Genomic DNA, 25,036 nt, shown 5'->3' with positions numbered 1-25,036 from the left:
ACAAGGAGCAACGAAGTCATTGCTTAATGAAACGGTGTTAAGTACTTTTTACCAACAGCCTGTTCAACTAGTTCCATTGCGCAACGAAGCAATGGCAGTCTATCCCTATTAATGAAAAGGAGATTTTTTATGATTACAACTGATTTTCACGTAGCCGTTCCTACTGCCTTTACCGCAGACGAGGAATTAGATATCGAAAAAACGATCCATCATATTCGCTTTTTGCAAAACCAAGGAGTCCAGTCCGTACTTGTATGCGGTTCGACTGGTGAGCAGCACAGCTTGTTATTAGCTGAAAAACTGCAAATACTCCACGCATTGGAACAATCTGGTTTATTAGCGGAAATGGAAGTACTTTTTGGAGTGGCGAGTATTCGTCAAAAAGAAGCTGTTCTTTTGGCAGAAGCAGTCGCTGCTACGAAAGTGTCCGGTATTTTGCTAGGATTCCCGCCTTATATCCTTCCCTCTCAGCAGCAGGCCAAAGATTATGCCGATGCCATTATTTCGGTTTGTCCACTGCCAGTGATTTTGTATAACAATCCTAAACGGACAGGTTTTCATCTTGAAAGCACAACTTTGCTGGATATGGTGCAGCGCCATACAACGATTATTGGTTTGAAAGAAGCTGGCGATAAAAAACGAGTAACGGAAATCCGATCACAGTTACCTCCGGATGCTTTTGCTTTTTATGCCGGTGGAGAAGCAGATTTGGCAGGAAAAATCGCGGCAGGATTTGATCGTCTTTCTTCTATCAGTGCAAACGTTTTGCCTCAAGAAATCTTCAGCTGGTTTACTGCGTTGCTGCAGCATAAGGAATATCAAAATAAGGAACTATTTACCGTGGTCGATACTATTTTGAAAGCAGAAAGTCCCTTACCAAAATTAAAACAGCTTCTCAAAGAGAATGGCTCCGATGTAGGGAACTGCCGAAGTCCCTTAAAATAAAAAAAGCTGGAAGGCAGAGAATACTCTCACCTTTCAGCTTTTTCAAATTAAGCTTGTTCTTCAAATAAACGTGCTACTTCAATAATGACTTGGGTTGCCTTTTCCATACTTTCTAAGGAAACAAATTCAAATTTACCATGGAAATTCTCTCCACCTGCAAAGATGTTTGGGGTTGGTAATCCTTTAAAGGAAAGCTGAGCGCCATCTGTCCCGCCGCGAATCGGTTCAATGATTGGCACGATCGATAGATTTTTAAGCGCTTGTTCGGCAATATCGACGATTTCTTTTACAGGCTCGATTTTTTCCCGCATGTTATAGTATTGATCACGGATCTCGACGCTGATGTTTGTTTCACCGTACTTTGCTTGCAGTGCTTTTACTTCTGCCAGCATGTTCGCTTTTCGCTTTTCAAAGTTAGCATGGTCAAAGTCACGAATAATATAGTAGGAACTAGCAAGTTCTACTTCTCCTTTGAGCGAAATCAAGTGATAAAATCCTTCATAACCCTCTGTTTTTTCCGGAACTTCTTCTTTAGGCAGTTTATCGTTCAGTTCCATGGCGATTTTTAGCGCATTGACCATTTTATCTTTGGCAGTGCCGGGATGAACGCTGTTTCCTTTGAAAGTTAATTTTACTGCTGCGGCATTGAAGCTTTCGTATTCTAATTCTCCTAGTGGGCCGCCGTCCATTGTATAGGCATATTTTGCACCGAATGCTTCCACATCGAAACGCTCCGGTCCTCTGCCAATTTCTTCATCTGGCGTAAATGCTACGCGAATCGTACCGTGTTTGATTTCTGGATGCTCAAGCAAGTAGTTCATTGCGACAACGATTTCGGTAATACCGGCTTTGTCGTCGGCACCAAGCAAGGTCGTTCCATCGGTCGTGATCAGCGTTTGGCCTTTGTAATTTTTTAGATTGGGATATTGTGCTGGAGAAAGCACTACGCCTAGCGCTTGGTTCAAAACGATATCCCCGCCGTCATAATTTTCATGTAGCTGCGGGGAAACACCTTTGCCTGTTAGATCGGTTGCGGTATCAACGTGTGCCATGAAGCCTATCACAGGAACTGTTTTGTCGGTGTTTGCTGGTAAAGTAGCCATCACATAGCCATTTGCATCCATCGTCACTTCGGAGAGACCGATTTCCTTTAATTCTTCAACGAGTACTTTAGCTAGTTCTAGTTGACCGGGTGTTGTTGGACAAGTCGTGCTTTCCTCGTTTGATTGTGTATCTATTTTTACATATTTCGTAAATCGTTTTAACAATTCTTGCTTCATTTCAATCACTCCTCTATGTAATTCTCTTTCATTATAGCCAACTTTTTAGGATATTCCCACGATTCCGCATTCTTTTTCTTCAAAAAAGGGCCAAACTATAGTACCATTTAATCTATCAAAGTAAAGTAGGTGGGAAAATGCGTTTTATTTCATGGAATGTCAATGGATTGCGTGCTGCTGTCAAAAAAGGCTTCTCCGACTATTTCAAAGAAGCGGATGCAGACATTTTTTGTGTGCAAGAAACGAAATTACAAGCAGGTCAAATCGAGCTGGAGGGTTTGGAAGGCTATCATGATTATTGGAATTATGCTGTCAAAAAGGGGTATTCGGGAACGGCGGTTTTCACGAAGGAAGAACCGCTTTCCGTACAATATGGTCTTCCCGAGGATGTGCACAATCAAGAAGGACGTGTGATCACACTAGAATTTCCAGCTTTTTATTTTGTTACTGTCTATACGCCGAATTCGCAAGCGGAATTGAAACGACTAGACTATCGTACGGAATGGGAGCAAGCTTTCGCCGATCATATTATTGCGCTTGATAAGCAGAAACCGGTCGTTTTTTGTGGTGACTTGAATGTGGCGCATCAAGAGATCGACTTAAAAAATCCGAAGACCAACCGCAAGAATCCTGGCTTTTCTGATCAAGAGCGGGCGATGTTTGGGCAATTATTAGATAATGGGTTTGTCGATACGTTCCGCTATTTGTATCCAGAGCAAGAAGACGCTTATTCTTGGTGGTCTTATCGGATGAATGCCCGGTCACGGAACGTTGGCTGGCGGATCGACTATTTCGTGGTTTCCAGCCGCTTAGCTGATTCGATCCAAGAAGCACGTATCCATGCGGAGGTCTTGGGATCCGATCATTGTCCGGTCGAACTTGAGATTGCGATCCAAGAATAAAAAACGAAGCTCGGTAATGAGCTTCGTTTTTTTATTTCTCGTTCAGAAAATGTGCTGCTACTTGCGCATAGAGCTCTGCCCCGATCTTCAATGTGTCTTCATCGACATTAAAGCGCCCGTGGTGGTGAGCAAAAGTTGTTTCTTTAGCAGGATTTCCTGTACCTACTAAGGCAAAACTTCCCATTGCCTCAAGCTGATAATAACTGAAATCTTCTCCAACAGTAGTTGGTTTTGCCGTTAAAAGCGTTTCCTCTCCGAATGTTTTACGGATCACCTCTTGTACAAATGCTGCACTGTCGTCATCATTGATAACTGGTGCCGGGCCTCGGCGATAATGGATCTCAGCGGTTCCGCCATATAATGCGGCTGTTTGGTTCGCATAATGACGGATCGCTTCTTCCACTTGGTCACGAAGACTTGGCTCAAAACAGCGTACAGTTCCTTGTAAAACGGCTTTTTCAGCTATAACATTATACTGGGTGCCTACTTCCATTTTCCCGATCGTGATCACAGCGGGTTCCAAGGGATCGATTTTCCGAGAAACGATGGTTTGGACGTTCTGGACAAAATCTGAGGCAATAATGGCAGCATCTACGGTTTCATGCGGCATTGCGCCATGGCCACCTTTCCCTGTAAAAATGATTTCCAAAATATCGGCAGCTGCAAATGCAGGTCCCTTATGGCAGATGACTTTTCCTGCTGGTGCAGGCGACCAGATGTGGATGCCGAAAACTTGGTCGACATCTTTCATCGCGCCTTGCTCGATCATGACTTTTGCGCCCTCCCCGTTTTCTTCGGATGGTTGGAAAATCAGCCGGACATTCCCTTCTAAAGTATCTTTCGCTTCATATAATACCTTAGCAGCAGTAAGCAACATAGCAGTATGAGCATCGTGACCGCAGGCATGCATTTTTCCGGCTTCTGTTGATTTATAGGCGATATTATTTAATTCTTCAACTGGAAGTGCATCCATATCTGCTCGCAAGGCAATCGTTTTTCCAGAGGAGCCCCCTATTATTTCTGCGATGATGCCAGTGGGTTCAGTTCTCAGGGAGTGGATACCGATTGCATCTAATGTTGCTGCGATTTTCTCTGTGGTTTGATATTCCTGCCACTGCAACTCTGGATGGCGATGCAATTCTCTTCTGAAAGCGATCAAAGCATCCTCTTCTTCTAAAATTCGGGAATGGATTTGTTTATACATAAAATACCTCCAGCACGTTTACTTTACTTCATAATCCCTATTATAACGAACCCACCAGTTAGTCGCAAAGTTCAAGTTTTACTTGTTGACTGTTTCCCTTTATTTCGGTAAAGTAAGTCTATTACATCACTAAAGAAGGAGATTCAAAAATGAGTAAAGAAGAAACAGGGAAAAAATGGGCATTGATCGCGATCATGCTGGGTGCTTTTTTATCCTTATTAGATACCACCATCGTCAATGTCGCCCTACCGGATATTGGGCGCGTTTTAAAAACATCCAGTCAAACGATCGAATGGGTGATTTCCGGATATGCCTTAGCTTTTGGGCTTGTCTTGATCACTGCTGGACGGCTTGGCGATAAATTTGGAAGAAAGCCGCTTTACATTATCGGCGTTGCTTTATTTTTATTGATGAGTATTACAGCTGGTTTCGCAACGTCAGGAACGAGTTTGATTATTTCACGTGTTGTTCAAGGACTGGCTGCTGGATTGTTCTTCCCGCAGATCAATGCCACGATCATGGATCTCTATCAAGGACCGAAGTTAGGTAAAGTATTTGGTATTTTAGGGGCTGTTATCGGTGTTGCAACTGCGATCGGTCCGCTTACCGGTGGATTGTTGATCAATACGTTTGGTGCTGACGACGGTTGGCGCTGGGTATTTTTTGTTAATGTCCCTATTGTTATTATCACATTGATTCTTGCTTTTATTTATATTCCTAAAGACAAAAAACAACCACATCAAGTGAAGTTTGATATCCCCGGCGTTTTTGGAATAACATTGGCGCTATTATTATTGTTATATCCGCTGGTTGCTCATGGGGCAAATGATTTCAGCTGGTTAGATTTTATTGTGATGCTGCTTTCCTTGCCGGTCTTTCTACTGCTTTATTGGTGGAGCGCGCGTCAAGAAAAGCTTGGCAATCAGCCGATCATTTCGCCGAAGCTACTCAAAAACAAGAAGTTCTTGTCAGGAATGATTTTTTCACTCGTTTATTTTGCAGCTTTTACAAGTATTTTCTTTGTCCTTTCGCTTACTTGGCAGACTGGTTTTGGGAAATCAGCGATCAGTTCTGGACTTGCACTTAGTCCATTTGCCTTCGGAAGTATGTTCGCAGCGGCGAACAGTAATCGTTTTGTTCAAAAGTTAGGACGTAATTTATTCTTTATTGGATTGATCTTTATCATTCTGGGACTTGCTGGGACAGCACTTGTATTTTATCTGCATAGTGACGTCTTCTCTGCATGGTGGCTAACATTGCCACTTCTCTTGGGCGGGATCGGCAGTGGTCTGATTATTGCACCGATCAACAGCTTCACCCTCTCGACTGTTTTACCGGAGCAACGTGGAGGTGCAAGCGGGCTGTTTAACACCGCACAACGAGTTGGCACATCGTTTGGGATCGCGATCGTTGGGACAGTTTATTTCCGTACATTGAGTACGATTGGTGGAACGAGCCGTAACGAAGTGTTTTCCGGAAGTTTACAGATGAGTATGTTAGTGAACATCGCACTCTTACTTATCTGTACGGCGTTGGTGTTTGCGTTACCGAAGAAAATCAGCGAGCGTTAAAAAGAAGCGTAAATGAATGGAACTGACCTACTTTAACAGGTCAGTTCCACTTGTTTATGCTTCTTTTTTTGTTCTTTTTTTACGTTTGAATAGGTAGATGCTACTTATCATCAGCAACCCGATCAACGGATAAAAAATGGTGCTAGTGTCTCCTGTTGCTGGTAATTGTAAGTTGTTCTTCTCTGTCACTTGGTCAGCTGCTTTTTTCGCTGCAGCTTGAGTCGCCACTATTGGTTTTAATTCTGGCTTTTTAGCGTTGTCTGAAATGATAGGCTTATTTGTAATTTCATCAAGCCATTTTTTCGGTTCAATAGATTTCCCCCCCGTCTTGTCCGTATTCGGTTTGTCAGGCTTGTCTGTATTCGGTTTGTCGGGGATGATAGGTTTTTGCTCGTCTGTTGTAGTTTTGGCATAGATCAAACGTACTTGTTGGTTTACTTCTGTAAAATATCCCGTTTCGCTACCTTGAATCTCTTTTAGTTCATAACCTTCGATCGTTTTTGCTTCTGTTTGATAGGCTGTTCCGATTTTTCCTGTGAGTTGTTCCGATGTTGCTAGTTCTTTGCCCGACTCATCTTCGTATGAGACAGTCACTGGCGCGCCTGTTTTCGCTGTATAAATATAGCGTACCTCTTGTGTCGAAGCGGTATACGTACCTTTTTCTGCTCCGATAACTTCTTTTAGTTCATAACCTTCGATCGTTTTTGCTTCTGTTTGATAGGCTGTTCCGATTTTTCCTGTGAGTTGTTCCGATGTTGCTAATTCTTTGCCCGACTCATCTTCGTATGAGACAGTCACTGGCGCGCCTGTTTTCGCTGTATAAATATAGCGTACCTCTTGTGTCGAAGCGGTATATGTGCCTTTTTCTGCTCCGATAACTTCTTTTAGTTCATATCCTTCGATTTTTTTTGCTTCTGTTTGATAGGTCGTTCCGATTTTTCCTGTGAGTTGTTCCGATGTTGCTAGTTCTTTGCCCGACTCATCTTCATATGAGACAGTTACTGGTGCGCCTGTTTTCGCTGTATAAATATAGCGTACCTCTTGTGTCGAAGCGGTATATGTGCCTTTTTCTGTTCCGATAACTTCTTTTAGTTCATATCCTTCGATTGTTTTTGCTTTTGTTTGATAGGTTGTTCCTTCTATTCCTGTTTGCGTTTCGTCTTCTGCCAATTTAGTTCCTTCTTCGTCCTCGAAAGAGACAGTTACTTTTCCTTCCGCTCTTGCTTTGACTGTTACTGGATCAGAAAAGTGCTGTGAAAGCTGTGGATAATTGGTTGAATTATCGATACTTCCGGGAATAATGAATTGCGAGATAACATCGCCTTCTTTTAGGACAATATTATTAGGAAGCTGAAATTCATAGCGGAAATCTGCATCGACTGTATAGTTAAACATTGAATTGATTGGTGTTGTATTCCCGTTGGTGTAAAATTTACCGTTAATCGCTATCATTGCTGCGTCCCACTTTCCATTTAAAGGAAGTGTATCTTCTGAAGGGAGTGTCGCATAGTTTGGAAGTTGTCCTTTGATGGTCGTATCCCCCACATATGGCTGTTCAATCGTTGCTTTACCAATAATGGTCTGTGGAACTGCTTTTGGGGTAATCGGTTTAACGACAAATGTACTTACTGCTATCATTGCCGTTATTACAAGAAAAGCAAGTTTTTTCATTTATGATCCTCCATTTCCAATTATAAGCAACATCTATTGTTTGTTAATTTAATGATAGTTAATTTTTTCACATTAAACAATTGGTTTTTGGCAGAATTCTAATTTTATCATATATATCGTAACATTTTTGACATATTTAGCTGTTTTTTATACACAAAAAACAGCTCAGCATTTGCTGAACTGTTTACTTCATGCTTATTTATTTAATGCATTTTTAGCTTGGTCTGCTAAAGCGCCGAATGCTGCTGTATCATTTACTGCTAAGTCAGCAAGCATTTTACGGTTGATATCGATACCAGCAAGTTTAAGTCCGTGCATCAATTTGCTGTAAGATAGTTCATGCAAGCGAGCTGCCGCATTGATACGTGTGATCCATAATTTACGGAAATCACGTTTCTTTTGACGACGATCTCTGTAAGCATATTGGTAAGATTTCATTACCGCTTGGTTTGCTACTTTAAATAATGTATGTTTAGCGCCATAATATCCTTTGGCTAGTTTAATGACCTTTTTACGACGTTTGCGTGTTACTGTTCCGCCTTTTACGCGTGGCATATTGTCTACCTCCTAGATTTTACATAAATTAGTTGAATTGATTATTTCATTTTTGCGACCATTTGACGAATACGTTTGAAATCGCCAGCTGATACCATTGCTGCTTTACGCAATTTGCGTTTTTGTTTTTGTGATTTGTTTGCGAACATATGGCTAGTGAAACCATGTCTGCGTTTTAATTTACCAGTACCTGTTCTTTTTAAGCGTTTTGCAGTCCCACGGTGGGTTTTCATTTTTGGCATGAATATTTCCTCCTTAAAACTTTACTTTTCTTGAAGTGGCGCTAGGACTAAGAACATTGAACGTCCGTCCATTTTTGCTTTTTGCTCCACAGTACTTAGATCTGTACATTCAGTTGCAAAACGGTCAAGCACCTTTTGACCAATTTCTTTATGCGTAATCGCACGTCCTTTGAAGCGAATCGAACATTTCACTTTATCGCCTTTTTCAAGGAACTTGCGGGCATTACGTAATTTTGTATTAAAGTCATGTTCATCGATAGTTGGGCTTAAGCGAACTTCTTTCATAACGATGACTTTTTGGTTTTTCCGGGCTTCTTTGTCTTTCTTTTGTTGTTCAAAACGGAATTTACCGTAGTCCATAATACGAGCTACTGGTGGTTTCGCATTCGGAGCAACAAGTACTAAGTCTAGATTGGCTTTTTCAGCGATACCGAGTGCTTCGACTTTGCTTTTCACACCTAATTGTTCGCCTTCTTGGTCAATCAATCGTACCTCACGTGCGCGAATCCCATCGTTTACCAACATGTCTTTGCTAATAATAAGCCACCTCCAAATATTTCTGGTCCAACAAGCGAGAAAATTGCCTGCTTTAGATCTCGCTAGCCTGAACATTTCAGACCATTAAAAAACGGGCATGCTAGAAAGCAAGGCCCGCACATCCAAAATCACGACGAACGTGATATAGTGTTTGAAATGTTTGCCTGAAAACGTTCCGTTAACGAGGCGAGAAGCGGGTTGCTTCTTCTTTCTTGTATGATAACCTTTATTACTATATCACATGCATGCTTGCCTGTCAACAACTCTTTAATGACTAGTTGTTAGCAGAGAACCGGTAAGGTATTTTTTCCCTAGTTCGCTTTGCAGAAAATCTTGGAAATAATGGTTCTTGTCTGTTTTACGATAGTCGATCTGAATTTTATTTCCCATACCGATGTGCTTGCTGATAGCTTCTTCTACTCCCCGCTTAAATACGCGACAGCTCATGACCCAATAATGGATGCGAGGTGTTTCATCGTGGATCACGACAGAGATGATCCCTTCTTCCCCCAAGCGATCCCGATAGCTTACTGCTGTGATTTTTTTACCTTCTGCTTCTAATGCTTTCAGTTTAGACAATGTAAAAATCGTTTTGTTGTTGTTGAATTGATTGGTTTTGTTGAGTAGTTGGATGACCCGGGCTTCGTTTGCTTCTGTGAATGCTTCGTAGGTCAATTCAATTTGCAACGACTGCAGAAAGCTAGTTAAATCCGTGCTGCTAGCAAGTTCTGCTTCGATTTTTTTGAAATTGTTATTGCGAGCTTTATCCGTCTCGGTCAGGCTGATTTTTTCAAAATAGCCTCGCCATTCGAGTTCATAGAATAGATCCAGTTGATTGTTATAATGGAGCGTTGGCTGCTCTTCTCCAAGCGTTGCCTTGATTTCTGCTAGTTCCCGCTGATTGTCATCAATAAAAATGGTGTCACGGGGGTTGATATTCCATTTTTTTGCGATTGCTTGCAAATTATCACTTTTTGGCAACCAATTCAATTGTTTCAGGGAGAAAAGCCAGTCAAAATCGGCGAGTTTTTTCGCTTCAGTGGAAATACTTGCGTCATTTTTGGAGGCTGCTGCCATGAATATTCCGGCTGCTTCTAATTTTTTAAGGTGTTTTTGATAGATTCGGTGATTACTGTTCTTGCGCTCCTGCAGATTGGCTTGGATCATTTCTGCGCCTTTATCGCCGATGATACCTGGCCAGTAGGTATTATCCAGATCGCTGATAATGCCTTTTTTCGCTTTACCAAGCCAAGCTTTCAGAATGTTTCGCAGGCTTTGCGCGCAGTAATACTGTCCTTCTAAACTGCTGCCATAACTGAAATGGTACAGCATTGTGGTATCGAAATAATGCTTCAGGCCGACGAAGTTCGCGATGTAATTGGTGTCATTGATCTTAATGTGGTTGTCAGCTAAGGCGAATAAGCGTGTGTTCGCTTCTCGAATGATCGTCACTAAGCCTTGTTCATCTACAGCTTCTAAGTTTCCAGTTGGCCGGAAAGGTAGATATTCCAGCGTATTGATGATCAATAATGTGTCCGGATACTTCGCGCAGATCTGTTCCACTTGCTTCACGTATTGCCATACTGCAGCTTCAAAATCTTCTGCGAGGTAAAGCTGGAAACTACTTTCGTGAATGTGGATCGCATCCGCCTGTTTATCTTCGAGTAATAATTCTTCCCAGTAACGGTTAAAATCGCCACTTGTGATCTCGATCGGTGTGTCAGCCAGTTCATATTCCATTGCTTTTACCAAGTGATTATTGGCTGTCTGACCCATCGCCATAAATAAATGGATGGATTCTGCATCCTTGTTTTTTTCAACTTTTGCTGTCTTACGGATCATTTGAAAATAGTCTTCTTTATACATGCGCTTCCACTCCTTCGTTTACATAGGCGTTCAATTCATTACAATCATAGCGATTCAAGTTTAAAGCGCCGCCTTCTGGAACGATGCTATAAGCAGATCTCGTTCCCCAGCCGAAACGATAGCCAGCCTTTTGGTAGCATGCGCGTACTTCCTCGTTTTGACTTCCGAATGGATATGCCACTGTTTTACGCTTCATCAAATGACCTAGTTGCTTCTCATATTGGACGATATCTGCTTCGATCTCCGCTGGCGATTTATCTGGAAGATGCGTATGTTTGCACGTATGGTTGCCAATGAGATGTTTCGTTGCCAGCTGCATTTCCTCCGCTTGAGTTAGATAATAATCTTGATAATTGGCGGCTGGGATCTGTTCAAATAACGTTTCGATCAAGGCTTTCGCCAGCGATTCTTTTTGGAAATAACGTTTGATAAAAATGATCTCAGGTTTATCAAGTGAAGCAACTTGGCTGTAGCTTGCGTATTTTTCTTCAAACTGTGGTTCCTCCGATTGAATAGCAGTTAAGATCGCAGAAGGCCGGTAGTAGTTCAGGATCTGATGGATCTTGTTCACTTGAAGCAAGTCCGCTGTTTCTCTAGCGGGCAGGAAAAACTGTCCTTCGATACCTTTTTCTTCGAGGTAGCTTGCTGCACTGTATAAATGCTCTTTATAGCCGTCATCAAACGATACCATGAAGTATTCTTGTCGCTCGTCAAACTCGCCTTTTTCCAGTGTAGCCATATCCAGTGGCGCATAGTGTTCTGTTAGGTAGTCAATCTGCTTTTCAAAAATAGTTTTTGGCAAATAGTTGTTTACTGTTTGGACAGTTTCTTCTGAACGGATATAGTGGTACATAAAATTATTCACCAGTGCATACCGCTGCGTTAAGCGATTTGGCCTTCCCTGATCGGATCGCAACTGGAAGATGACTGGTTTATCGCCTTGATACGCATATTTTAAAGTAGCATTTTCGCCTAAGTATGGAGCCGTATAGATGGGGAAAAGCTGTTTATTTTCTTGCACTGACTTTAATCCCACCAATGCTTGATTGGTATAGACGGTCGCGTAAGGAAATTGCTCGATTTCCATGATTTCCTGCAGATCCGTTTCTGAAAATAAGGAAAGGTCTCCGATAATATCGCAGATCAATAAGAAATCATTCGTTTCTGTCTGGTATTTTTTATAAACGTATACAAGACCTGATGGCGTGTAATAGAAATAATAGGTAGTAAATGGATTTTGGAAAAACCGTTTTTGATAGCGCTGCTCTTCCATAATGCCCGGAAGTTGTTTACTTTCCAATTCTTCGGCTGTCAAAATAGTTCCAGAGATAGGCGCTTTCAGTGGTCTTTTTTCCGAATACTGATAGGCAAGTGTCTCCACTTGATAACCTAAGCGACTATATAGCTGCTCGGCCTGTTTAGATAGACCGATAATACGTAATGGCTTGTCTGTCAATGTTTTTTCGACTTCTTTCAGTAGCAAAAGCCCGTAAACCGAGCCTTGTTTGGCGCTCCACAGGGAGAGGAAGTATTCCGTTTTGTCAGAATAGAAACCTAAAATAGCGACAATTTCGGCTGCTTCTTCTAGCACAAACATATTGATGGGTTGTTTCTGGTCAAGTGTATTGGTGCCGGAAAAATATTCAAATACGAACAGGGCTTTGCTCTTGCTTAAAATGTGATTGGCTTGGTAATGACTGTGAATAAACTGTTGAATCGCTGGAATATCACGGTAACGTGCTCTTCTAAAGTGAGGCATTGATCTTCGTTTCCAATACCTGAAGATTTTCTGCTGCCATCACATCATCTAACGAAATCGTCGCGCCGTGTTGCTCGAGTAATGCCATCAATTCGATCAAGCTCAATGAATCAAACCGCGGTACTTCCAGCAAATGTGTTTCCATGGAATCGATCGTTACATCAAAATTATCTTCCAGAAAGGCTTTAATTTGCATATTTATGTTCCTCCATTACTAATTCATTCATAAACTTATCCAATTCTTCTTTTAAGATCACTGGATTGTTGCTGGTCATTCGGCTGGTCACGTCGTCAGTGAATTTGACACGGTCGATTTTTGATTTGATTTTGTAGATTCTTAGCCGATAGTATAATTCAATCATGCCCTTGACAATCAAATATTCCAATTGCTGACGTTTCTTGCTGCGGACACGAACTTTGTCGAGGAAGAAATCGCCTACGCAGATCGAACCGAAACGGCTCTCTTCGTTGATCGAATATTTTTGCGTCGTTCCTTGGCAGATATTAATGACTTCCAGATCATTGCCTTCGTTATAGGCAAAAGTCTGTTTGCTGAGTGGAAAATGGACTTTCTTTTTATACAGAGAAACAGTGCGCACATAACGCTCTGTATCCTCACGGTTGAAATGGACCGTTTTGCCATTAATGCGGATCAGCGGCATTTCCATTTGGATATAGGGAATCTGAACGATCCGTTTTACTGGCTCATAGATCCGGTTGAATACTTGTGGTTTATAAATCTCGAGTTGAGGCGGCAGCTCTTTTACTGGCTCGCCTTCGATATCGATCATGAAATTCTCGGCATTGATATTCGGAAAGTACGTAATATAATATTGTTTCTGATTTTTATGATCCAATAGTTTAAAATCGAGCAACACGATGTCTTTTTGGAAAGAAATATTTTCCTCCTCTAAGGCAGTAAAATGTGTTTCATCGATAAAAAAGACAACATTATCAGCTAATTTCATCTAAAACCTCTCCTACTGCTTTTTTTTGAAAAATATGATCCGCTTGTTTCAGTAAATCATATTGACTGATCTGCATATCGGTTAGTTCGTGCATAAAACCGGTGTAGATATATTTCTGGAATTCTTCACTATTTGTCACTTCTTGATAGCTGATCGAAACGGAATTCTGGCTCATGCTCTCGATCAACGCCGTGGAATAGCCACTGATGACCCATTTACTCTCTTGGATCCGTTCAAATGTGCTTTTCACATCATCACTATACTCTACTTGAACGCGATATTGTTTGAGTTTTTGGATAAAACTTCTTTCAAAGTTCACCCCTAGCGGCATTCTGAAAATGATCGGATATGGATTGTGTTTGGAGAGTGGCTCGATCAGCGCTTCAAAATCCTTGTATTCCAGCTTTTGGACCACGACTAGAATCTGATCTTTTTTCGTAATAGACTGATCTTCTAAGAAAGCAGGACAGCGGTAAAGCACCTTGGAAGGATTGAAATGTAGCCGTTCTCCGAATACTGGGCCCCAAGCGACTAAGTAATCTGCGGTCACGACGCTCGGTGCGGAAAAAGCGAAACCAGGATGTAGTTCGGAAATATTGGCATATTGGACTTCGACCGTTGTGATCCCCAGTTCTTTGGCTGCGTGGATCATACCTTGGTGGGCATAGCCTAGTGAAAGGAATACTTTTTCAACATGGTTCATTTGGAAAAATAATTTATAATTCAATTTATCAATGTAGTAATCTCGTAATTTCATAGTCAATAATTTCACGATTGGCATCCCTGTATAGCCGTTTGCTAATAGATCTGCTTCAAAGGCATTTAATGCCGCCAACTCTTCAGGTGTCCATGTAACAATATCGCTGCCAACAAATTGTTTGCTATAAATTTTAAAATCATCCGTTGAAAATGAAGCCTCGTAGCGATTGGGAGCATTTTTCCCATCTAAGTAGCGGTCAATCGGAATGCAGCGGTAGCCGGCATTTTCATAGTAGCGATAATACTCATCAAGCAGATTATCGCAGCCATCTTCCGTATATCTGCCGCGAAGCATAAAGACCACTGCTTTCTCACCAGGTCGCACGATCCGAAGCGACTTTTGTTTGCTTTGCGGAATGGTGGCGGAGGTTTTATAGCGTCTGATGATCCGCCCGATTCGCCCTTCGCTGGTACGGATACTTTGGTCAGTGATCAAATTCATAGTCGTTGGCACGGCGATCAGTTGATAGACAGAGAAGTCCTCGCGCTTAATCGCATATAGCTGATGTTTTGTTTCTAGTCTGCGGATCGTTTCGATCGCTTCTGCACGGTTCATTGGACCAGCCTCCTTGTCCATGTCGTCTGATAAAAATTTTCTAAGATCGTATTTCCCGCTGCTGAAAAATGCAGGCCGTCTGTCGTATAGCTGTACAGTAATTGTTTGTCAGCTGCCAGCTGGCTATTTGGATCTATCACTTCACAATTCCATTTTTCGCCTAAATAGTCGATGCGCTCATTTACTTCGGCGATCTGCTGATTGGAAACAGAAGCAACATATAAGGTGTACACAATTTTGACCAGTATGACTTCACAGCCCACTTGCTGCAGGTGCTTTAGGATCATTTCTAAGTGCTGGGCCGTTTCTGCGGGAGTGTAATCCGTGATCAGATCATTGACACCTAGTGCGACAACAGCCATCTCCGGGATTTGCTGACCAATCAATTGCGGCAAATTCGCAGCAACAGTGGCAGCGGTGATTCCACCCATTGCCAAATTGGAAAAACCTTCTGGCAGTTCAAGTAGTTCTCCTCGTGAATCTGCCAGAAACCAATTTGGTTTCAGCTGTTTAGCTTTCCATGTCGAAAATCGATTTTCGTATAAGGCTTGATTTGCCTGTTCACGCGCTTGATAGTCAAAGTAGCGAGCACCGACCGCTTGATAGAAATCGGCTTTATCGTCTACATCAATGGACGTTTCCTTTTCCATTTCAAAGCCGCACGTTTCTGTAGTAAAGAAACTTTTATCTGCTAGATAAGCTTCCTTGGTGGAAAGATAGATCGCACCGTTAGGATAATAATAGTCAGCCCTGTTTTGCCGGCGGTAGTTTTGATCCACACCGGCAATATCCGGCAGCTTTCCATCTGCTGTCATTGTTGTATAGAGCGCGGGACTTTTATCCGCTTTACTAACACTGACCAAATGGCGTGCCCCTGTTTTTTCAAATTGCTCTATCGCCGCTTGCACCTGTTCTGCAGTACGGAGCGGAGAAGTCGGCTGCAAAAGTGCGAATAAGGTATTCTCTGAAAACTGTTGGAGAAAATCAAGTACTACTTCCGCACTAGTCGTCTGATCACGTGCTAGTTCCGGTTCACGCAGTAAAACAGTCACGCCAGTTTGACGAATGATAGCGGCGTATGCTTCGGAATCCGTAGAAACGTAAATATCTTCCGGAGAAAATGCGCCCGATTGAAGCGCCGCCTCGATCGTATGAAAAATAAGCGGTTTTCCCGCTAAAAACAACATGTTTTTATCTCTAAGTCCTTTGGAACCAGACCTTGCTGGTATCAGACATATTTTTTTCATTTCTTCACCTCAAATGCTATTTCACTTTTCTCGCTGGTGTTCCGACATAAGTGCCTGATTGTTCGATTGGCTTTACAACAACCGCTCCCGCACCGATGATCGACCAAGAAGCGACCTTCATCAATTGGATCACGACACTGCCGCTGCCGATATAGGAACCTGTTTCGATAACGGAGAATCCATTGATCGTTGCATTTGGCGAAATATTGCAATGACTCGCTACCGTTGTATGATGTTCCACCACTGCGCCTGTGTTAACGATGGTATTATCATGAATTTTCACTTTAGAACCGATAAATGCGCTGTATCCAATGAAGATACCTTTGCCAGCTACACTATCTTCTGTAAATAAGTGCGCACTTTTACTAATGATATTGATGAATTTGTCATAGTATTTTGACTTTAATGTATGAAAAACTTCTTGGCGCTTGCGATTATCACCAATTGTAATAAAAATCGCATCAATTTCTCCTGTTTCAAGGAAAGCGGCTGCTTCTGCAATTTTCCCTAGGATCGGATAACCGTTTCGTTCTGTCCAATCTTTATCATCAAAATAACCTACAAATTCATACTTTGTCAGATCTACTACCGGTAATACTGCATCAGAATGGCTACCTGCACCAATAAAAGCTAACTTTTCCATCTAAATCACCTGTTCCTTCCTATCATAAAATGGTTTTTGTTTGGCGATGCCTTGTTCTAGCTTCTCTGTGATGATTTGATATGCCAGATAGCTGGAACTTGGTTTTTCATAAGGATTATCAAATACAGTGACTGCTGCTAGCTTTTTGATACCTGCCAGAATTGCTGGGGCAGTGGACTCGCAGTGGATGACGCTTGGACCGCTTGTTCGTGCTTTCTGCCGATCTCCGATATTAAGCGATGGCCTTTGCAGCGACGGTACCTCGATCAAGCCGGAGGAAGAGTTACCGATCAAACCTTCTGAGTAACGAACGAGGGAATGATAGCTTTGCGTTTCTAATGAAGGGAAATAATAATGCCTGTCTCCTTCTGCGATAAATGCCAGGCATGCTTCGCGGATATAATCAGAACCGGTATCCGAATTGGAACCGATGAAGATACACTGCTTGTCCGTGCTTTGCAATGCTTCTAAAAGTGCTGTGATCTGTGCTTTTGCACTAGCTTTGCTATCTAGTGTGACCGGATGGAAAAGGATCACGTAGTAAGCATCTTCTAAGCGGCAATCCAGTTTATTCTCTAGAGAGGCTTTGGTTAAAAGCAAGGTTTGCTTGCTGTTTTCGACACCTAGCGAACCGATATTATAGACCATTTGCGGAAGTTCGCCCATTTGAATGATACGGTCTCTATGATCATCGGTGGACGCTAAATGCAGGTGGCTCATTTTTGTGATGGCATGACGGATAAACTCATCATAGTTACCAAGTGTCAATTCCCCGCCATGTAGGTGACAGATCGGGACTTGATAGATCACAGCCACATTAGCAGCTGCCAACATTTCATATCGATCGCCTAAGATAATAAGCAGATCATAATGGTTGGCCGTAAACACTTCGCCTAGCCCCGCGGTCAGCTTTGCTAAGCCGCTTGTAATCGTCTGATTCGTGGTATCCCGCAGCCCCATTGGAATCTCTTTAACGATCGGGATCTCATCTTTTTTGATTGTCAAAATCGTTTTCCCATACTTTTCTTCTAAATGCGTGCCCGTCACGACCAGTTCAAGGCGAATCTCAGGATCTTCATGAAGCAATGTGATCAAGTTGCGGAGGATACCGTATTCCGCTCTGGAGCCAGTTACTACACAAATTCGTTTCACTGGACATTCACCTGCACTTCCGGAGCAGCTTCTAATTCGATCAGATCATCTTCTGCAAAATCACGAGTACTTTCTTTGCCAAGGATCTCATACCATTTCATTGGGGAAATACCATTACCCGGACGTTTGACCGTCAAATTATCGGCTGTGAATATTTCTCCTTTGCGAATGGATCGCTTTGCAACAATCGACTTGCGGGCTGCTTCTCGATTTGCTAGTTCCGCAGCGACCGGTTTTTTGTCGCCAGTTCCGAGTGCTAATTCGATATGGCGAATCCCTTCTACTAAACGTTTTAAGATATCCGGCGTTGCACTCGCCCGGTGGTCTGGTCCCGGCAAATCATTATCGAGTGTAAAATGCTTTTCAATTACTTGAGCCCCCATGGCAACAGAGGCGATCGGTACTTCATAGCCAAGGGAATGATCGGAATAACCGATTTCCAGGTCTGGAAAAAGGGTTTGAAATGTCCGCAAGACCTGTAGATTCACATCTAGAAAAGCCGTTGGATATTCCGTTGTACAATGCAGGAGCGCAATATCTGATGTTCCATTTTCCTGCAAGACTTGAATCGCCGTGTGGATCTCCTCCAGATCCGCCATCCCGGTAGAAAGGATTACTTTTTTCTGTAGACCGCCGATTTTTTCTAAAAATGGTAAATTTGTAAGATCCCCGGAGGAAATCTTATAGATCGGCATATCGGTCTGAATCAGAAAATCAAGCGACTCATCATCGAAAGGTGTAGAGAAGACGGCTAATCCCTTTCCTTCCGCATAATTTTTTAATCCTAAATAGTCGTCATGGGACAACTCTAATTTTCGTGTCATTTGGAGTTGTGATTCTTGCTCGCCTGTAGTTTCTTTTTGATAATTGGCTTTCGGCGCATGTTTCGAAATTAATTTATCCGCTTTAAAAGTTTGAAATTTAACAGCATCAACCCCGCATTTAGCAGCCTCATCAATCATTTGCTTCGCTAAATTCACATCACCATTATGGTTACATCCGATCTCTGCAATAATATACGTCATGAGGACACTTCCTTTTCTCTCTTTGATAAGGTGATTATAGCACTCAGAAATGCTGAATTGGGTGGATTTACAAAGACTTAACGGGGATTTACGAAGGGTTAACGGGAAATTAATGTGGCGGGGGGTTGCTGGCGAAATAAACATCTAACCCATGTCAACTATATTAGGGGGAAATCGCAGAGGCACAAACATTTTTGCATTTGATTTATTTAAAAATTCATATCTACACACCTAACTGAAATTTACGATTTCTTTATATTATCTGGTCATCTGTTTTTTTATTAGCTTTGTGTTTTTTTAAAAAATTCTTTACTTTTTCTTTTGATTAAAAGATAATAAATAATATAAATTACTTATTTGTGTGTCTAGGATACCAATACAACTGGGCTTGTGGGTAGATTTATATTTCAAAAAAATAATATAATAATTTATTAAAAAGGGAGCAATAAATTATGCATTTAGAAAAAATCAAAAAAGAAGAAAATAAAGTTAGCAACCCTCTCCACTCAGTAGAAACAGACTATAAAATACTTAATAAAACTTTTTATGAAAAAAATCCTGAAATGACTAGAGCATTAAAAATAGCACAAGAGCAAATTGCAGATAGGCCTCCTGTGAGGAAAATTGTTAATGTTATTGAAACCGTCGATTTTTTATTTAATAAAGGACAATTTAAAATCAGTTTTGCTATAAAGTTCGATGAACTGCAATTTAAAGAAAGCGAACAAGTAAACATTGATTTAGTGGCTAAGCTACAAAATGAATTAAATGAAGAAATACTCTTAGTTTCTCTATTCAATAACAATGGTGAATTATTTGAAGGAGAATGCAATTTAAATACAGTATATAAGAAAAAACCCCTTAGATCTGGTAATTATTCAATGCTACTTCATTTTTATGTAACAGATAGTAATGGTATTACTACCGACTTTTATAAACCTCTTAAAGACTCATATAAATTCTTCGCTCATACTTCCGATTTCATGAATACAACTTTATATTATTTTTCAGGAACTAAGCAGTTAGAATACAATACCATATTAAAATATGATCCTAAGAAATCTACAATAGTAATCCACAATAATTGCGTAAAAGATCTTAATCCTTCTTTGCTTTATGGAGATATAAAAAACAAAACAAAGAGACCTTCTCGATTATATCAAGTGTTTATCAATAAAGGATTTAAATATTTATATAGACTATTTAAAATTTTCCCTGTTAAAGCAAATAAAATTTTATTTGCTTCTGATAGCAGAGAAGAATTAGGTGGAAACTTCGAATACTTATATGAAGAACTTGTTCGACAAGGTCTTCAAAATAATGTACATCAAATATTTAAAGAAAATAATTTTGTTAATAAATCTTTCAGAGAACTTATTAAATTAGCTTATGATTTTGCTACTTCCGAATTTATTTTTTTAGAAGAAAATTACCCATTAATTACAAAAATAGAATTAAAAGAAAAAACAGAACTAGTGCAATTATGGCATGCTGCAGGAGCCTTTAAGAAGTTTGGCTATAGCAGATTAGGACTTGTCGGCGGGCCTAGCATAGACTCAAAAGACCATAGAAGCTACACAAAAGCATTAGTAACTTCTCCCAACTTGATAGACATTTATGCAGAAAGTTTAGACATTGAAAAAGATTTTGTAAAACCCTATGGGATTCCTAGAACGGATTTGTTTTTTGATGATCTAAAAAAACAAAAAAAAATCGAAGCTCTACATGAAAGATATCCTTTTATTAAAAATAAAAAAGTTATCCTATTTGCTCCTACTTTTCGTGGTGGCGGAAGAAAATCTGCGCATTATCCATATGAGTACTTAAATCTACGAAAAATATATGAAAATCTTCAAGGGAATGACTATGTTTTCTTATTTAAAGTTCATTTTAACACGCTAAATAAAATAAATATTCCTTATGAACTTAGTGATTTCTTCTATGATGTTTCTGACTATAGAGATATTAATGACCTAATGCTAATCAGTGATTTATTAATTACTGACTATTCTTCAGTATGCTTTGAGTTTTCATTACTAGATAAGCCAATGCTATTCTTTTCTCCAGATGTAGAAAATTATGTGAGTCAAAGAGGTTTTTATTACGAGTATAAAGAACTTATTCCCGGTAAATTAGTTCAATCGACTACCCAACTTATTACAGCTATCTTGGAAAATGATTTTGAATTTAAAAAAGTCGCTACTTTTAGAGATTACTTCTTTCAATATCAAGATTCCTTTGCGTCTAAAAGAATTGTTAATAATATAATACTAGCTAAGCAACAAAAAGTAACTCGGTAACCCAAAATAACTCTTGAGAGGTCGAAAAAATGAAGATTAAGAATCATAAAGTAATTGTTACGGAATCCGTATTAAGCCTTTTTTCAAAATATGATATTACTTTTCAAAAAAAGAATAACGCTAGAATCAAATTAGGAGATATCCTTACTTTTGATTCTTCTCTTTCTATGGAAGAGCATACTTCTATATGGAATAGTAATATTCTTTACTCAATGGGTAGTTTTTCATATTCTAGAGGCTCATTACCTAGAAACACTTTAATAGGAAGGTACACTTCTATTGCTAATAATGTTCGAGTAATGGGCTTTCAACATCCTTTAGATAGATTTACTACTTCTGGTATAAGTTATACTTCTCACCATCCATTTTCTTCTGTTTCTTCACAAAATGAAGAATTTGCAGTCCTTGAAAAGAGAACCGAAATTCCTTTGAAAATTGGTAATGATGTTTGGGTCGGAGAAGGAGTGCTTTTTAAAAGAGGAATTAAAATTGGAGATGGCGCAGTTATAGCGGCACATGCAGTAGTAACAAAGGATGTACCACCTTATGCGATTGTTGGTGGGGTTCCGGCAAATGTTATACGCTACCGTTTTGATGAAAAAACGATTGACTTGCTGTTGAAATCAGAATGGTGGAAATACAATATATTAAATGTCCCTAATTTAAAAGGAGACCACTCTCCACACGAACTAATAGATAAGCTTCAACAAGCCAATACGCTGAATCAATTAGAAACCTATATGCCTAAAGTTTTGACATCTAAAAAAATATTGAACGCGGATCAAGGTAATATAAAGGATTTTATAAAGAAAATAAAAACAGAAGAAGAATTGGCTTTATTAAAAACACATATTGAGAAAAAAGAACAAGAATTAAAGGAATAAACTTTTATAAGTCCTGTAGATTGCTTATTAATAAGTAATCTACGGGACTTTTTCCCTTTTTCAATTAATACTCTCAAAGTATTCGATTCTTGCAGCACGGAAATCATCGCCTTTTCTTTCCAATAAAATATACACCCTTTTATGTTCGGCTAACCATAGTTTCACGCATGCGCTTCATATCAGTAATCGGTGGTAATCCATACATACGAACATATTCTCTATTAAATTGAGAAGGGTTTTCATAACCAACTTGGAAAGCAGCATTAGCAGCTTCAGGGACATCAGAAACCAAAAGTCTGCGTGCTTCTTGAAGGCGTAAATATTTTTGGTACTGAAGTGGGCTCATTGAGGTTACTTTTTTAAAATAAAAGTGTAGTGAGGATGAGCTCATATTAGCAATTTTTGCAAGTTTCTCAATAGGAAGAGGTTTAGCAAAGTCACGGTTAAGAACAGTGATGACCTTGGCAATTCTTTCAGCATGAGTGCCGGTTATTGCAAATTGACGGATAGCCGCACCCTGCTTATCTTTAAGCACATGGTAAAGAATTTCTTGAATAAATATAGGGGCTAAAATTGGGATGTCCTCCGGCTCATCTAGCAACCGTATAAGTCTTAAAACTGCGTCAAGCAATCCTGAAGGAGTATCGCTTAAAATAAGTCCTCTTTTTGAACCTTCTTGAGCATTTTGATCCAGATTAGCAATTTTGACGATATCAAAAATTTGATTCGCTTCAAAATCCAATTGCAAGCTAAGGAATGGCTTATCTTGTGTTGCTTCAAGAATTTGACCTCGAATAGGAAAATGCACAGAAGCAACAAGATAATTAGATGGGCTATAAATATAGCTCTCTTCTGCTAGCATAACTAACTTGGAGCCTTGTGCCACCATACATAGGGAGGGGTTGTATAAAGTATGAATTGGTGGTGCGACTTCATTAGCTCTAAAAAATTTCAATCCATCAATTTTAGTCTGTGATTGCCCTAGTTTTTTATCGACCGTTTGGCGATCAATTAGAAGTGCTATCTCTCGAATCTGTTTTTCCATCTTTCCCTCTACTATTTTCTGCACTGTATCTCTCCTTTCTTGTCTCTAAGAGAATATTACGGTTAATAATAACAACATTTGGACAATTGTGCAAGGATTCGCTGTTATTCGACTACCTCCTGCAGGTTTAATTATTGCATACTAATTAAGCCTTTTATTATTAAGGTCCTTAAAAAATAAAGGAGGGAAAATAATTATGCCAAATACAATTAAAATATACATCTTGGCACTTCTCAGTTTTCTTGTGGGGACATCGGAGTATATTATTGCAGGGATTTTGGACAAAATTGCACTTTCAATGAATATTTCACTCGTTTCTGCTGGTCAATTGATCACGTCGTTTTCTTTAGCTTATGCTTTTGGAACGCCACTTGCTATGGTAGTGACAGCACGTTTTAAGCGTAAAAATTTACTGCTCTTTTCTCTAGGATTTTTTGTTTTGAGCAATATACTTGCTTTTGTTCTTTCAGGAATTACACTGTTAAATATTTCCCGGGTTCTAATGGGAATAAGTTCCGGTGTTGTCGTAGTGGTATCTATGACTATTGCAACAAAAATTGCACAACCTGGCAAAGAGGGTAGTGCCTTGGCAGCTGTACTAATGGGGTTCACAGCGTCCTTAATTTTTGGGGTTCCACTTGGAAGAATAATGACTACTGTCTACGAATGGCAGCTTATTTTTGGGCTCATTGCCGTAATCGGCCTTGTCGCCATCTTTATGATTGTAATAGTCATCCCACCCGTAGGAAAAGAAGAGATCATGCCGCTTCGTAAACAATTCACTTTGCTAAAGCGACCAAAAGTATTAGTCACCTTGTCCGTAACTTTTTTCTGGATCATCGGATATTCTATCTTTTATTCGTACATCACACCATATCTAACAAGTGCTGGTATGAGCGATAACGCCCTTAATACAATATTGTTTGTGATAGGAATCTCTAGCATGATTGGCTCGCGATTTGGCGGCTATGCTACAGATAAATGGGGACTACACTATGTACTTTTAATTGGCTTATCGTTGAATGGCATTGCTTTAATACTAATTGCACTGGGTACTTCACTTTCAATTTTGTTAATTGTCATGCTCATTTTATGGTCGACGGCAGTATGGTCATTAGGTCCTCCGCAACAGCTACATGTGATTAATATTGCCTCTGAATCTACAGGAATTATGTTAAGTTTGAACAGCATGATGCTTCAATTAGCCATGGCTAGCGGCGCCGGTTTAGGAGGATTAGTAGTTGAAAAACTATCCTTGTCTTTAATCCCATGGTTTGCAGCGGCCGCAATTGTTTTAGCAATTATAGCAGTCCTTTTCTTATGGCGAATGAACGAAAAAAATAATTAAATTAATAACATTAAAAAATCAGCTATACTATACAGTATAAGCAATCAAAAGGAGTATATAAATATGAAATTAACAGTCTATTTAGCAGGGGAAATCCATTCTGATTGGCGAAACGAAATCAAACAACGTGCCGAGGAACTTAATTTGCCGCTTTATTTCAATGGTCCAATGGAAAACCACAGTAAAAGTGATAGTATTGGCGAATGCATTAAGGGAGTACAGCCAAATGCGATTTTCACCGACGAAGCTGCTTCTAGCTTTAATAATTTGAGAACACAAATATGGATGAAAAAAGCTGATATTGTCATTGCATTATTCGGAACTTCCTATAAACAGTGGAATACTGCAATGGATGCTTCGCGAGCTATCGAAGCAGGAATACCTGTTATCTTGATCCGCCCTGAGTCCTTGCATCACCCTCTCAAAGAGCTGGCAAATAAAGTAAGCGTTGTTGTTGAAACTCGAGAGCAAGCTGTAAAAGCATTAGCATATATATTTGCAGAAGCTTAAGAAAGCAATTTACTTAATTGTCCCTAGTCTTCATAGCAAGGCGTATAGTGTAATCTGAAACATCAAA

General features: G+C 40.1%; 23 protein-coding genes, 1 pseudogene and 1 other annotated feature (1 of these 25 running past the window's edge). Of the genes and pseudogenes, 8 read left to right on the top strand and 16 right to left on the bottom strand.

What is annotated here, in order from left to right:
• Together EL241_RS05185 and EL241_RS05180 are read left to right on the top strand one after the other, a co-directional pair.
• Positions 1-112 carry the end of an ABC transporter ATP-binding protein gene (locus EL241_RS05185; protein ID WP_036106869.1) on the top strand. It extends 662 nt beyond the left edge of the window, so 112 of the gene's 774 nt are visible here — the last part of the coding sequence; the start codon falls outside the window, past its left edge; its stop codon occupies positions 110-112.
• A gap of 17 nt (positions 113-129) precedes the next feature.
• Positions 130-945 (top strand): dihydrodipicolinate synthase family protein, encoded by an 816-nt coding sequence (locus EL241_RS05180; protein ID WP_126320403.1) that lies wholly within the window; start codon positions 130-132, stop codon positions 943-945.
• Between the two features lie 47 nt (positions 946-992).
• Here EL241_RS05180 and pepT read toward each other — a convergent pair whose 3' ends face one another.
• Positions 993-2,225: a peptidase T gene (gene pepT / locus EL241_RS05175; RefSeq protein WP_126320402.1), complete on the bottom strand. Its 1,233-nt coding sequence runs from the start codon at positions 2,223-2,225 to the stop codon at positions 993-995.
• Positions 2,226-2,362: 137 nt separating this feature from the next.
• Here pepT and EL241_RS05170 point away from each other — a divergent pair, with 137 nt between their 5' ends.
• Positions 2,363-3,127 carry an exodeoxyribonuclease III gene (locus EL241_RS05170; RefSeq protein WP_036106875.1) on the top strand — a complete coding sequence of 255 codons (765 nt, stop codon included), beginning with the start codon at positions 2,363-2,365 and terminating at the stop codon, positions 3,125-3,127.
• A gap of 31 nt (positions 3,128-3,158) precedes the next feature.
• On the opposite strand, the gene EL241_RS05165 is transcribed toward EL241_RS05170, so the two are convergent.
• Positions 3,159-4,331 carry an amidohydrolase gene (locus tag EL241_RS05165; RefSeq protein WP_036106877.1) on the bottom strand — a complete coding sequence of 391 codons (1,173 nt, stop codon included), beginning with the start codon at positions 4,329-4,331 and terminating at the stop codon, positions 3,159-3,161.
• A gap of 149 nt (positions 4,332-4,480) precedes the next feature.
• On the opposite strand from EL241_RS05165, the gene EL241_RS05160 reads away from it, so the two are divergent.
• Complete coding sequence (locus EL241_RS05160) at positions 4,481-5,902, top strand: MFS transporter (protein WP_126320401.1); 1,422 nt, start codon at positions 4,481-4,483, stop codon at positions 5,900-5,902.
• Between the two features lie 54 nt (positions 5,903-5,956).
• Here the strand turns inward: EL241_RS05160 and EL241_RS05155 are convergent, their stop codons facing one another.
• The 13 genes from EL241_RS05155 to neuB form a co-directional block, all read right to left on the bottom strand.
• Positions 5,957-7,573, bottom strand: coding sequence for a MucBP domain-containing protein (locus EL241_RS05155; RefSeq protein ID WP_126320400.1), 1,617 nt, complete (start codon positions 7,571-7,573; stop codon positions 5,957-5,959).
• A gap of 195 nt (positions 7,574-7,768) precedes the next feature.
• Positions 7,769-8,128 (bottom strand): 50S ribosomal protein L20, encoded by a 360-nt coding sequence (gene rplT, locus EL241_RS05150; protein WP_003758704.1) that lies wholly within the window; start codon positions 8,126-8,128, stop codon positions 7,769-7,771.
• Between the two features lie 41 nt (positions 8,129-8,169).
• Positions 8,170-8,370, bottom strand: coding sequence for a 50S ribosomal protein L35 (gene rpmI / locus EL241_RS05145; RefSeq protein ID WP_003758702.1), 201 nt, complete (start codon positions 8,368-8,370; stop codon positions 8,170-8,172).
• A gap of 21 nt (positions 8,371-8,391) precedes the next feature.
• Positions 8,392-8,907: a translation initiation factor IF-3 gene (gene infC, locus EL241_RS05140; protein WP_077904819.1), complete on the bottom strand. Its 516-nt coding sequence runs from the start codon at positions 8,905-8,907 to the stop codon at positions 8,392-8,394.
• A gap of 77 nt (positions 8,908-8,984) precedes the next feature.
• Positions 8,985-9,123: a sequence feature (ribosomal protein L20 leader region), on the bottom strand.
• 51 nt (positions 9,124-9,174) lie between these two features.
• The gene (locus tag EL241_RS05135; protein WP_126320399.1) at positions 9,175-10,773 is read right to left on the bottom strand and encodes an HAD-IIIC family phosphatase; all 1,599 of its coding nucleotides are present in this window, start codon (positions 10,771-10,773) and stop codon (positions 9,175-9,177) included.
• Entirely contained in the window at positions 10,766-12,532 is a 1,767-nt protein-coding gene (locus tag EL241_RS05130; RefSeq protein WP_036106893.1) for a polysaccharide deacetylase family protein, read from the bottom strand. Before EL241_RS05130 ends, EL241_RS05135 begins: the two co-directional genes overlap by 8 nt.
• Positions 12,519-12,728: a phosphopantetheine-binding protein gene (locus EL241_RS05125; protein WP_003758694.1), complete on the bottom strand. Its 210-nt coding sequence runs from the start codon at positions 12,726-12,728 to the stop codon at positions 12,519-12,521. The genes EL241_RS05130 and EL241_RS05125 overlap by 14 nt, the downstream gene beginning before the upstream one ends.
• Positions 12,718-13,500 (bottom strand): hypothetical protein, encoded by a 783-nt coding sequence (locus EL241_RS05120; protein ID WP_003758691.1) that lies wholly within the window; start codon positions 13,498-13,500, stop codon positions 12,718-12,720. Before EL241_RS05120 ends, EL241_RS05125 begins: the two co-directional genes overlap by 11 nt.
• On the bottom strand, positions 13,487-14,815 hold the full coding sequence (locus EL241_RS05115) for a hypothetical protein (protein ID WP_040486784.1): 1,329 nt from the start codon (positions 14,813-14,815) through the stop codon (positions 13,487-13,489). The genes EL241_RS05120 and EL241_RS05115 overlap by 14 nt, the downstream gene beginning before the upstream one ends.
• On the bottom strand, positions 14,812-16,062 hold the full coding sequence (locus EL241_RS05110) for a cytidylyltransferase domain-containing protein (RefSeq protein WP_036106898.1): 1,251 nt from the start codon (positions 16,060-16,062) through the stop codon (positions 14,812-14,814). Before EL241_RS05110 ends, EL241_RS05115 begins: the two co-directional genes overlap by 4 nt.
• A 16-nt stretch (positions 16,063-16,078) precedes the next feature.
• Positions 16,079-16,705 carry an acetyltransferase gene (locus EL241_RS05105; protein ID WP_003758683.1) on the bottom strand — a complete coding sequence of 209 codons (627 nt, stop codon included), beginning with the start codon at positions 16,703-16,705 and terminating at the stop codon, positions 16,079-16,081.
• Positions 16,706-17,857 carry a UDP-N-acetylglucosamine 2-epimerase gene (gene neuC, locus EL241_RS05100; RefSeq protein ID WP_003758682.1) on the bottom strand — a complete coding sequence of 384 codons (1,152 nt, stop codon included), beginning with the start codon at positions 17,855-17,857 and terminating at the stop codon, positions 16,706-16,708.
• Complete coding sequence (neuB, locus tag EL241_RS05095) at positions 17,854-18,882, bottom strand: N-acetylneuraminate synthase (protein ID WP_036106902.1); 1,029 nt, start codon at positions 18,880-18,882, stop codon at positions 17,854-17,856. Before neuB ends, neuC begins: the two co-directional genes overlap by 4 nt.
• Positions 18,883-19,334: 452 nt before the next feature.
• On the opposite strand from neuB, the gene EL241_RS05090 reads away from it, so the two are divergent.
• A complete protein-coding gene (locus EL241_RS05090) occupies positions 19,335-21,182 on the top strand; it encodes a CDP-glycerol glycerophosphotransferase family protein (RefSeq protein ID WP_126320398.1) in 1,848 nt (615 codons plus the stop codon).
• Positions 21,183-21,616: 434 nt separating this feature from the next.
• A pseudogene (locus EL241_RS13910) lies at positions 21,617-21,817 on the top strand (CatB-related O-acetyltransferase); the annotation flags it as partial.
• 388 nt (positions 21,818-22,205) lie between these two features.
• Here EL241_RS13910 and EL241_RS05080 read toward each other — a convergent pair.
• The gene (locus EL241_RS05080; RefSeq protein WP_232020852.1) at positions 22,206-23,135 is read right to left on the bottom strand and encodes an AraC family transcriptional regulator; all 930 of its coding nucleotides are present in this window, start codon (positions 23,133-23,135) and stop codon (positions 22,206-22,208) included.
• A 172-nt stretch (positions 23,136-23,307) separates the two neighbouring features.
• On the opposite strand from EL241_RS05080, the gene EL241_RS05075 reads away from it, so the two are divergent.
• Positions 23,308-24,459: an MFS transporter gene (locus tag EL241_RS05075; protein WP_126320397.1), complete on the top strand. Its 1,152-nt coding sequence runs from the start codon at positions 23,308-23,310 to the stop codon at positions 24,457-24,459.
• A 63-nt stretch (positions 24,460-24,522) separates the two neighbouring features.
• Complete coding sequence (locus tag EL241_RS05070) at positions 24,523-24,969, top strand: YtoQ family protein (RefSeq protein WP_036106907.1); 447 nt, start codon at positions 24,523-24,525, stop codon at positions 24,967-24,969.
• Positions 24,970-25,036 lie beyond the last annotated feature (67 nt).

The sequence above is a fragment of the Listeria grayi genome (genome assembly GCF_900638015.1).
Taxonomy (GTDB): Bacteria; Bacillota; Bacilli; order Lactobacillales; family Listeriaceae; genus Listeria; species Listeria grayi.
Note: the sequence above shows the minus strand (reverse complement) of the source record. Positions and strands in the feature narration are given on the sequence as shown.